The 9,779-nt window shown below is 47.6% G+C and carries 11 protein-coding genes; 6 read left to right on the top strand and 5 right to left on the bottom strand.

What is annotated here, in order from left to right:
- Positions 1 to 147 precede the first annotated feature (147 nt).
- The 5 genes from yihA to OKC24_RS03230 all read right to left on the bottom strand — a co-directional run bounded on the left by yihA (position 148) and on the right by OKC24_RS03230 (position 5,827).
- Positions 148 to 1,032 (bottom strand): ribosome biogenesis GTP-binding protein YihA/YsxC, encoded by an 885-nt coding sequence (gene yihA, locus OKC24_RS03250; protein ID WP_130143906.1) that lies wholly within the window; start codon positions 1,030 to 1,032, stop codon positions 148 to 150.
- A gap of 99 nt (positions 1,033 to 1,131) precedes the next feature.
- The gene (locus OKC24_RS03245) at positions 1,132 to 1,575 is read right to left on the bottom strand and encodes an RrF2 family transcriptional regulator (protein WP_131276113.1); all 444 of its coding nucleotides are present in this window, start codon (positions 1,573 to 1,575) and stop codon (positions 1,132 to 1,134) included.
- Positions 1,576 to 1,663: 88 nt separating this feature from the next.
- The gene (gene hmpA, locus OKC24_RS03240) at positions 1,664 to 2,872 is read right to left on the bottom strand and encodes an NO-inducible flavohemoprotein (protein ID WP_131276112.1); all 1,209 of its coding nucleotides are present in this window, start codon (positions 2,870 to 2,872) and stop codon (positions 1,664 to 1,666) included.
- Between the two features lie 150 nt (positions 2,873 to 3,022).
- Entirely contained in the window at positions 3,023 to 4,606 is a 1,584-nt protein-coding gene (locus tag OKC24_RS03235; RefSeq protein WP_131276111.1) for a helicase HerA-like domain-containing protein, read from the bottom strand.
- Between the two features lie 18 nt (positions 4,607 to 4,624).
- Positions 4,625 to 5,827: a PLP-dependent transferase gene (locus tag OKC24_RS03230; protein WP_131276110.1), complete on the bottom strand. Its 1,203-nt coding sequence runs from the start codon at positions 5,825 to 5,827 to the stop codon at positions 4,625 to 4,627.
- Positions 5,828 to 5,987: 160 nt separating this feature from the next.
- Between OKC24_RS03230 and OKC24_RS03225 the strand changes: the two genes are divergently transcribed.
- The 6 genes from OKC24_RS03225 to rplB all read left to right on the top strand — a co-directional run bounded on the left by OKC24_RS03225 (position 5,988) and on the right by rplB (position 9,771).
- The gene (locus tag OKC24_RS03225) at positions 5,988 to 6,725 is read left to right on the top strand and encodes a type 1 glutamine amidotransferase (protein WP_005012995.1); all 738 of its coding nucleotides are present in this window, start codon (positions 5,988 to 5,990) and stop codon (positions 6,723 to 6,725) included.
- A gap of 269 nt (positions 6,726 to 6,994) precedes the next feature.
- Positions 6,995 to 7,306: a 30S ribosomal protein S10 gene (gene rpsJ / locus OKC24_RS03220; protein ID WP_004725677.1), complete on the top strand. Its 312-nt coding sequence runs from the start codon at positions 6,995 to 6,997 to the stop codon at positions 7,304 to 7,306.
- Positions 7,307 to 7,365: 59 nt separating this feature from the next.
- Positions 7,366 to 8,004, top strand: coding sequence for a 50S ribosomal protein L3 (gene rplC / locus OKC24_RS03215; RefSeq protein WP_130143901.1), 639 nt, complete (start codon positions 7,366 to 7,368; stop codon positions 8,002 to 8,004).
- 11 nt (positions 8,005 to 8,015) lie between these two features.
- A complete protein-coding gene (gene rplD, locus OKC24_RS03210; RefSeq protein WP_005012993.1) occupies positions 8,016 to 8,618 on the top strand; it encodes a 50S ribosomal protein L4 in 603 nt (200 codons plus the stop codon).
- Entirely contained in the window at positions 8,615 to 8,935 is a 321-nt protein-coding gene (gene rplW / locus OKC24_RS03205; RefSeq protein WP_005012992.1) for a 50S ribosomal protein L23, read from the top strand. Before rplD ends, rplW begins: the two co-directional genes overlap by 4 nt.
- An 11-nt stretch (positions 8,936 to 8,946) precedes the next feature.
- Positions 8,947 to 9,771: a 50S ribosomal protein L2 gene (rplB, locus tag OKC24_RS03200; RefSeq protein WP_005012990.1), complete on the top strand. Its 825-nt coding sequence runs from the start codon at positions 8,947 to 8,949 to the stop codon at positions 9,769 to 9,771.
- Positions 9,772 to 9,779: the final 8 nt, after the last annotated feature.

Genomic DNA, 9,779 nt, shown 5'->3' with positions numbered 1-9,779 from the left:
TTTTGCGCGCCGTGCATTGAGTGATTCAATTGTGACGCTGAGTATCATGGGCTCAGTATGAAAAAAAAATCCTGCATTGTGATTAGCAATACAGGACATTTAATATCAAAACATGATGCTTTTTGTCAGACAAGACGCCGGAAAGGCTTATTTGCTGTCAGCCTCTGGCGTCTGCGCTTCATCTAAGGCTGCGGCATCGTCAAGAACTTGATCCTTAAATTCATCATCGGCATCATGCTCAAACTCGTCATTATCCATCTCGCCGTCATCGGCTTCGGCATCAGGAATGCTGTCTAAATCAAACTCTGCCGATTGCTCCAGCGTGAAATTCAAGCGTCCGCCCATCACGCTGGCGAGTTCTTGCAGGCCTTCTTTGTTCAGGGATGAGAACAGCTGGATAGAGAACTGCAGCTTCATTTTTTTCAGCTGCGCTTTCACTTCCTGCAGCGCTTTGGACGCAGGGCCGCGGTTCAATTTATCAGATTTGGTCAGCAGCACATGCACGAATAATTTACGTGAATGCGCCCATTCCAGCATCATAATGTCAAAATGCTGCAGCGGGTGGCGGATGTCCATCAGCAGGACAAGGCCCTGCAGGCTTTGACGGTGAATCAGGTAGTTTTCCAGCTCTTTCTGCCACACAATTTTCATGGCTTCCGGCACGGCGGCATAGCCATAGCCCGGCAAATCGACCAGGCGCTGGTCTGGGTTGCCCAAGCTGAAAAAGTTGATCATTTGCGTGCGGCCGGGCTTTTTCGATGCGCGCGCCAGCTGCTTCTGGTTGGTCAGCGCATTGATGGCGCTGGATTTTCCGGCATTGGAGCGGCCAGCAAAGGCAATTTCATAGCCGGTATCTTCGACACATAAATTCAGTTTCGGCGCGCTCATTAAGAATTCAGCTTTACGCAGCCAATTTAAAGCGCGTACAGAGTATTCAGTAATGGCCGGATCAACTTTTTTCTCATAGCTGATCTTTTGCTTAGGCGCATTGGCTGTCTTACTGTTTCTGGATTTTCCTCTGTGCTGATGCATAACTCAACTTCAATGACTGATTTACAAGCAGCTATTATAAAGGAAGTCGTTCGGGCAAGCGAACTTTGATCTTAACGAAGAAAACAGCCGCAGCTGCAATTACAGATTGATCAGCTGAATCGGTGAATTTGTGGTGTATTTGGATGACGGCGGTGCGTTGAGCACATCGGCCAAAGTGTATTGGTCGAGGCTTTGATAAAACTGTTCCATGGCCTGATCTAAAATGCCCTTCAGTCCGCAGTTGCTGCGCAGGACGCAAGGCGGCGTGTTGCATTCGACGATTGGTGTTTCACGCTGCAGGATGCGCACAATTTCCCCTAATGGGAGGATAAGCGCCTGCGGGTTGAGGCGGATGCCGCCGCCTTTGCCGCGGGTGGTAATCAGCCAATTCTGCTTTCCCATAAAATGCACAATTTTGACCAGATGGTTTTGCGAAACATGCAGATCCGCTGCAATTTCGGCAATGGTGTACGGCATTTCTTTGGGCTGAGCGATATACATCAAAAGGCGTAGCGCGTAATCGGTGAATTTATTCAGCTGCATGATAATACTGTAAATTTAGGGGAAATAAATTAGGGTTAGTCTAGCATACCTAAACTAACCCTCTATCTATTTCAGGCTGACGTGTAAGTTAGTGTTTAACACCGCCTGTGCCGAAAGCCTCACTGTGGATGTTCTCAGCTGGAATGCCGCGGGCAATCAGGGCCTGGTGCTGTTCAGCCATAAATGGCATCGGGCCGCACAGGTAATAGTCTGCATTTGCCGGCAGTAGAGCGCTGTCAATTTTGCTGAGGTCTAAGCGACCTTCAATTTCGTAGTCTTCACCTAATTTGTCGCCGGCATGCGGGAACTCGTAGGCAGTCACTGTGTTTAAGCGTGGGTATTTGGCTTTTAAGTCATGAATATGCTGCTTCATGGCATGCACTTGCTTGCTGCGGCAGGCATGAATAAAGGTCACCGGCTGCGGCATATCTAAGGTCACCAGCTGATTCAGCATGGCAATCATTGGGGTCAGGCCTACGCCGCCGCTGATAAATACATTGCGCTTATTCGGGTCAACCAGATAGAAGTTGCCCGTCGGCGCAGACACTTCAATTTCAGCGCCTTCTGCTAGACTGTGCAGGGTATTGGATACCCAGCCTGCCGCCAAGCCGGCTTTTTCATCTTCGCGTTTTACCGAAATACGCAAATAGTCTGCCTGAGGGCTGGTAGAAAGGGTGTATTGGCGCGGCTGTTTTAGCCCCAGCTCTTCAACAAAAACGCGGACTGAGATGTATTGGCCCGCTTCATATTTTGGCAAATCGCCGCCATCGGCAGGCGCCAAGTAGAATGAGGTGATTTCATCGCTTTCCTTCACTTTTTTGGCAATTTTAAAATTGCGCCAGCCTAACCAGCTGCCTTTGGTTTGTTCGTGCTGATCGTAAATGGATTTTTCGGTGCTGATGAATAAGTCAGCCAGCTGGCCATAAGCGGCGGCCCATGCATCAATCAGCGGATCTTCCATGGAGATGCTGAGCACTTCACTGATGGAGTGCAGCAGATTTTCACCGACAATATTGTAATCAGGCGCTTGAATGTTCAAGCTGACATGCTTATGCGCAATAAGCTCAACCACAGGCAAAAGCACAGATGGATCTTCAATATTTTCAGCATACGCCAATACTGCGCCAGCCAAAGCCTGCGCCTGAGCGCCGCTGCGCTGATGGCCCATATTGAAAGTTTCTTTCAAGTCAGGATTGTTGCCCAGCATGCGGTTATAGAAATAGCCTGTCAGCGCGACACCATTTTCACGCAGTACAGGAACGGTAGCTTTTACAAGGTCAATTTGCTGCGGAGTCATAGCTGATCTCTCATGGCGGTTATTTATAAGATGTATTTAAAATACATATTAAAGGGTGTATTGGCAATACATCTTTTAATAAAAACCATAAAAAAATTATGGGATATAAAAATATCCCATAATTTTGTCTTTATTGATTGGGCTTTTAGATTATTTATTGCCGAATAGGGAACCCAGCAGCCCGCGGACAATTTTTTGTCCGGTTGAACCGCCCAAGCTTCTGGCTGCGCTTTTGGCAAAGGTGCCTACGGTATCCTGAATCAGTTTCTCACGCTGTTTAGCGGCGCGTTCGTCTTCCTTAGCCTTTTCGCGGGCAATGCGCTCCTGTTCGCGCGCCTGCTGCTTTGCTAAGGCTTCCTGTTCCTTGATTTGCTGTTTAGCCAGCGCTTCCTGTTCTTTGGCCTGCACTTTGTCCTGTTCTGCCTGAACAGCCTGCTGCTGGCGGTCAGCGACTTTTTGCTGCAATAATTCAAATGCGCTTTCACGGTCCAGGTGCTGTTCATAAATGCCTGTCACGATGCTTTGCGCCATAAGGGCCTTGCGCTCTTCGAGACTGATGGGGGTAAAGGATGAGTACGGCGGCATCACCCAGCCGCGTTCGACCATTTGCGGCGTGCCTTGCTCATCTAGGCAGCTGATTAAGGCTTCTCCGACGCCCAGCTCGGTAATGGCTTGATCCACTTTGAATTCAGGGTTGGCGCGGAAGGTATCCGCAGCCGTTTTGACCGCTTTCTGATCTTTCGGGGTGAAAGCGCGGAGCGCATGCTGCACACGGTTGCCCAGCTGGCCTAAAACACTTTCCGGCAGATCCAGCGGGTTTTGCGTAACAAAATAAATGCCGACGCCCTTGGAACGGATCAGGCGCACCACCTGTTCAATTTTTTCCTGCAGCGCCGCGCTGGCATTATCAAACAGCAAATGCGCTTCATCAAAGAAGAAGACCAGTTTGGGCTTATCCATATCGCCCACTTCCGGCAGCTGTTCAAATAGTTCGGACAGCATCCACAGCAGAAAAGTGGCGTACAGTTTTGGGGTGTTCATCAGCTTGTCTGCGGCCAAAAGATTGATGTTGCCGCGGCCCTGGCTGTCAGTTTGAATGAAATCCAGAATATTCAGGCTGGGTTCGCCAAAGAACTGATCGCCGCCCTGATCGGCCAGCGCCAGCAGATTGCGCTGAATCGCGCCAAGGCTGGCCGGAGACAGGTTGCCGTACTCCGCTTTAAATTCAGCAGCATGTTCCGTCACATAGCTGATCATCGACTTCAGATCTTTGAAATCTATCAGCAGTAAGCCCTGATCATCGGCAATGCGGAATACTGCGGACAGCACGCCTTCCTGCGTATCATTCAAATTCAGCATTTGCGCCAACAGCAGCGGGCCAATCTCAGACACGGTGGTGCGGATGGGATGGCCCTGCACGCCAAATAAGTCCCAGAACACCACAGGGGAAGAAGAAAACGGGATGGACTCAATATTCAGTATTTTGAGCCGCTCATTAAATTTAGCATTGCTTTCGCCGGCTTTGGCGAGGCTGGAAACATCGCCTTTGGCATCGGCTAAAAATACAGGAACACCGATGCGGGAAAAGCTTTCCGCCAATACTTTCAGGGTCACGGTTTTACCTGTACCTGTTGCGCCGGCAATTAGGCCATGGCGGTTGGCAAATTGTGAATGCAGGACAATATCCTGCTGCGTATTGGCGGTTTTTTTGGCAATGGCGATAGGTGTTCCCATAAATAGTCCTGTTTTGATTTATTCGTTTTGCGGTGTTTTCATTTGTTTTAACGCGTTTTCTATATCTTGAATTAAATCTTGCGGATGTTCCAGCCCTATGCAGAAGCGCACCAATAAACCTTGTTGTAAATGTGTATGCGCCAAGGCCCGCATGTCTTTCAGGTCGTAGAGCATGACAAGGCTGACCGGGCCGCCCCAGCTGAAACCCAGTTTAAATAAAGAAAGGGCATCGCAAAAAGCGCGGACCGCCTTTAAGTCATATTCAGGCTTGAAAATTACGCTGACCAAGCCCGCGCTTTGCCCAGCAGTGCAAATTTCTTTCCAGTACGGATGGCCTGCAGAAGCTTCATCCGCGGGATGCAGGATCTGAATAAACTCGGGCTGCTGTTTGAGCCAATGCATCAAGGCCATTGCGCTGTGCGATTGATGCTCATAGCGGATTTGCATCGATGCCAGGCTGCGCTGGATTTGCGCCGCGTCATCGCCTGAGATGGAAATGCCCTGCAGCGCATGCATGCGGAAGAGCTGATGATGGAGTTTTTCATCTCGGGTGACCACGGAACCCATTAAAATATCACCGCCGCCGCTTGGATATTTGGTCAGGGCATGCACGCTGATATCAACACTCAGGTGTTCATTGCCGAAGTCAAAGGCATTGAAGGCGAGGCCCGCTCCCCAAGTATTGTCCAGTGCGGTCAGGATGCTGTGTGCTTTGGCCTTTTTAACCAAGCCTGTTAAGTCTGGAAATTCTAAAGTCACGGAACCTGCAGCTTCTAGCCAGATCAGTTTGGCTTTTGCTGAGGGCTGAAAGGTCTCTGCATCAATTGGATTATAGACCTTCACCGCAATGCCGTATCGCATTTGCAGATTGCGCAGATGTTCCATGTTTGGCCCATAGATATTATCCGCCACCCAGACTTCATCGCCTTGCGCGAGAAAGCAGGAATTCACCAAGTTGATGGCGGATAGTCCGCTGGGCGCCAAAAGGCTGAATTCACCGCCTTCAATCTGCGCAATATTGTCGCCTAGCGTAAAAGTGGTTGGTGTGCCATGTGTGCCGTAACTGTAATCATAGCGTTCAGTCCAGTGGCGATTAAATAGGGCATCGGTATTGTCAAAAATGATGGTGGATGCACGAAATAAGGGAGGCTGTACTGTAGAGATGAATTGCGGGGCTTTTCGTGGTGCATGAATTAATGCAGTTTGCGGTTTTTTTTTCACAGTACAGCTCTAAAATAGGGTGAATATTCATTCTAAGCTTAAGAGATCACTCTTATTTTCGCCACTGATTGTTTGAATTGTTTAAAAACGGCAAAGCCGGGGTAAAGTTGGCTTTATTTTTGCAAAAGCAACCCTATAGCTACAACAATAGGGATGGCGCATGAAGCCGCATTTGAAAGTACATTATTTTCAGCATATTGCTGGTGAAGGGTTCGGAAGCTGTTATTCATACTTGAAGGAAATGAATGCGCGCATGACGGCGACAGAGTTTTTTGCGCTTCCTGTCGATTTGGCGCTCGACATCGAGGCATTGCCGCATGTGGAGGATGTTGACCTGCTCATCATTATGGGCGGAACAATGAGCGTGAATGATGAAGCCAATTATCCTTGGCTGAAGATAGAAAAACGCTGGCTCAGGCGCTATTTGGCGCTAGGCAAGCCGGCGATAGGCTTATGTTTGGGCGGGCAGCTGATTGCCAATGCGCTGGGCGCGGCGGTCAGTAAGAGCGCCGCGCAGGAACTGGGCTGGACCACGGTTCGAAAGATAAATTTTGTCCCGGATGAGTGCTTTCAGCTGCCGGAACAATTCAATGTGATGCAGTGGCATTCTGAAACGTTTGAAATCCCTAAAGGGGCAGTGCATTTGGCGGAAAATGAAGCCTGCCGTAATCAAATGTATCAAATTGGAAAAAATGTGCTGGGCTTTCAGTTTCACCCGGAAATTACGCCTGAGGCTTTGGCGCTATTTCTTGAAGATGATGAAGAGTTGGCTTTATTTAATGGCGTCTGCCAGCAAAGTGAGGATGAACTTAAAAAATCTGCCAAAGAGAAATTTCTTCAAGGAAATCAATTATTAAATAAAGCAATAGAATATGTGCTGAGAAAAACGGCATGCTGAGCAAAATACAGGCGATTATTCTGCAAAGAGATTTCTGAAATTATGTAAAAAGAGGAAAAGATATTTGCTTATGCATTAAACAATGGATATAATGAGCGACCCTTTAATGAAAGGGGGTTGGCTGCGAATAAAGCAGTTAACATCGTGACAGTCGCGGCATCGATCGTGACCTTAGTGATAATTCACTGCCTTTGACACTTGCCTTATTTTTAGTGGGGTGAGATGCGTCAAAGGTGATTCTTTATATTTTTGGCTTGGAGTTAACTGGTATGTCTAACCAGAGAATCCGTATCCGTCTTAAGTCTTTTGATCACCGTCTAATTGATCAATCTTCTCAAGAGATCGTAGAAACAGCAAAACGTACAGGCGCGCAAGTTTGCGGTCCTATTCCGATGCCTACACGCATCGAGCGTTTTAACGTTCTTACTTCACCACACGTTAACAAAGATGCGCGTGACCAATACGAGATCCGCACTTACAAACGTTTGATCGACATCGTTCAACCTACAGATAAAACTGTTGATGCATTGATGAAGTTGGATCTTGCAGCTGGTGTTGATGTACAGATCGCATTGGGTTAAGGCTTTCGGTTAATTAACGCTCTAAGTTAATTAAGCCGCTTTTTTAGAGGTTTATGCACATGGCTATTGGTTTAGTCGGTCGCAAGTGCGGTATGACACGCATCTTTACAGATGCTGGTGTTTCTGTGCCTGTAACAGTGATTGAGGTTGATCCTAACCGCATCACTCAAATCAAAACGCTTGAAACTGATGGTTATCAAGCGATTCAAATCACTACTGGTGAACGTCGCGAATCTCGCGTAACTAACGCTCAAAAAGGCCACTTTGCGAAAGCTGGTGTTGCTGCTGGCCGTTTGGTTCAAGAATTCCGCGCTACAGAAGCTGATCTTGAAGGTCGTGAAGTTGGCAATACGCTTACCGTTGAATTGTTTACAGTGGGTCAAGTTGTTGACGTAACTGGTACATCTAAAGGTAAAGGTTTCCAAGGTGGTGTTAAGCGTTGGAACTTCCGTACGCAAGATGCTACACACGGTAACTCAGTTTCTCACCGTGTTTTAGGTTCTACTGGTCAAAACCAGACTCCTGGTCGCGTATTCAAAGGCAAAAAAATGGCTGGCCATTTAGGTGCTGAACGCGTAACTACACAGGGTCTTGAGATCGTTGCTATCGACGTTGAACGTTCAGTTCTGGTTGTTAAAGGCGCGGTTCCTGGTGCTACTGGCGGCGACGTAACTGTTCGCCCTACGATCAAGGCCTGAGGGGAAATATTATGAATTTAAATACTGTTTCCGGCTCTGCTGTTGAATTGTCAGAAGTTGCTTTCGGACGTGAGTTTAACGAAGCTCTTGTACACCAAGTGGTTACAGCTTACTTAGCTGGCGGCCGTCAAGGTTCTAAAGCTCAAAAATCACGTGGCGATGTATCTGGCGGCGGCAAAAAGCCATTCCGTCAAAAAGGTACTGGCCGTGCACGTGCTGGTTCTATTCGTAGCCCAATCTGGGTTGGCGGCGGTAAAACTTTTGCTGCTCGTCCACAAGACTGGTCTCAAAAAGTTAACCGTAAAATGTACCGCGGTGCTATGCAATGCATCCTAGCTGAACTTGTTCGTCAAGATCGCTTAGTTTTAGTTGAAGAGTTTGCTGTAGCTGCTCCAAAAACTAAAGAATTGCTTGCAAAACTTAACGACTTAAATGCCACTCGCGCATTAATCGTTACAGATGCTGTTGATGAGAACTTGTATCTTGCTGCTCGCAACATTCCACACGTTGATGTGGTTGATGCTGCTGCAATTGATCCTGTTAGCTTGATTGCGTTTGACAAAGTTGTTATGTCTGTAGCTGCTGCTAAGAAAATTGAGGTAGAACTCGGATGAACAACGAACGTATCTATCAAGTCCTGCAAGGGCCTGTATTCTCAGAAAAAGCACAAGTTTTAGGCGAAACTGCTGGTGTTCAAGTATTTAAAGTTGCACTTGATGCGAACAAACTTGAAATCAAAAAAGCAGTAGAGCAACTATTTGGTGTTCAAGTTGTTAAAGTTAACACTACGATCACTAAAGGTAAGACTAAGCGCTTTGGTAAGACATTAGGACGCCGTTCTGATGTTAAAAAAGCATACGTCACCCTGAAAGCTGGCCAAGATGTTGAAATGGCTGACTTGGGCGATACCGCTGAAAACGCAGCGGAATAAGGACGAAAATTATGCCTATTCAAAAATGTAAGCCAACGTCTCCGGGCCGCCGCTTTGTAGAGAAAGTCGTTCACGACCATCTTCACAAAGGCGCGCCTTATGCACCGTTGGTTGAAGCTAAAAAACGTACTGGCGGCCGTAACAACAATGGTCACATTACGACTCGTCACGTTGGTGGTGGCCATAAACAGCACTACCGCCTTGTTGACTTCAAACGTAACAAAGACGGCATCCCAGCTGTAGTTGAACGTATTGAATACGATCCTAACCGTACTTCGCATATTGCTCTTTTGAAATATGCTGACGGTGAACGTCGCTATATTATTGCACCTAAAGGCCTTCGCGCTGGTGATTCAGTTCAGTCTGGTAACGATGCTCCAATTCGTCCAGGTAACTGCTTGCCGCTTCGCAACATGCCAATCGGTTCTACTCTTCACAACATCGAGCTTAAAATCGGTAAAGGCGCACAATTAGTACGTTCTGCTGGTACTTCTGCTCAATTGTTGGGTCGTGACGGTTCTTACGCAATCATTCGCCTTCGTTCAGGTGAAATGCGTAAAGTACATGTTGAATGCCGTGCTGTGTTAGGCGAAGTTTCTAACTCAGAAAGCAACCTTCGTTCACTTGGTAAAGCAGGTGCATCACGCTGGCGTGGCGTTCGTCCTACTGTTCGCGGTATGGCGATGAACCCAGTTGACCATCCACATGGTGGTGGTGAAGGGCGTAATAAAGGTATTCAACCTGTAAGCCCATGGGGTCAAAAAGCTAAAGGGTACAAGACACGTACCAATAAGCGTACGACTAAGATGATCATTCGCGACCGTCGCGTTAAGTAACAAGTAAA

Origin of the sequence: Acinetobacter entericus, assembly GCF_026168575.1 — a bacterium.
GTDB lineage: Bacteria > Pseudomonadota > Gammaproteobacteria > Pseudomonadales > Moraxellaceae > Acinetobacter > Acinetobacter bouvetii.
This window is presented reverse-complemented; position numbering and strand designations above follow the sequence as displayed.

Coding starts and splice junctions, on each gene's coding strand:
- rplB (WP_005012990.1), top strand. CDS start 8,947: ATGCCTATTCAAAAATGTAAGCCAACGTCTCCGGGCCGCCGCTTTGTA.
- rplC (WP_130143901.1), top strand. CDS start 7,366: ATGGCTATTGGTTTAGTCGGTCGCAAGTGCGGTATGACACGCATCTTT.
- hmpA (WP_131276112.1), bottom strand. CDS start 2,872: ATGACTCCGCAGCAAATTGACCTTGTAAAAGCTACCGTTCCTGTACTG.
- rplD (WP_005012993.1), top strand. CDS start 8,016: ATGAATTTAAATACTGTTTCCGGCTCTGCTGTTGAATTGTCAGAAGTT.
- rplW (WP_005012992.1), top strand. CDS start 8,615: ATGAACAACGAACGTATCTATCAAGTCCTGCAAGGGCCTGTATTCTCA.
- yihA (WP_130143906.1), bottom strand. CDS start 1,032: ATGCATCAGCACAGAGGAAAATCCAGAAACAGTAAGACAGCCAATGCG.
- OKC24_RS03235 (WP_131276111.1), bottom strand. CDS start 4,606: ATGGGAACACCTATCGCCATTGCCAAAAAAACCGCCAATACGCAGCAG.
- OKC24_RS03225 (WP_005012995.1), top strand. CDS start 5,988: ATGAAGCCGCATTTGAAAGTACATTATTTTCAGCATATTGCTGGTGAA.
- OKC24_RS03245 (WP_131276113.1), bottom strand. CDS start 1,575: ATGCAGCTGAATAAATTCACCGATTACGCGCTACGCCTTTTGATGTAT.
- rpsJ (WP_004725677.1), top strand. CDS start 6,995: ATGTCTAACCAGAGAATCCGTATCCGTCTTAAGTCTTTTGATCACCGT.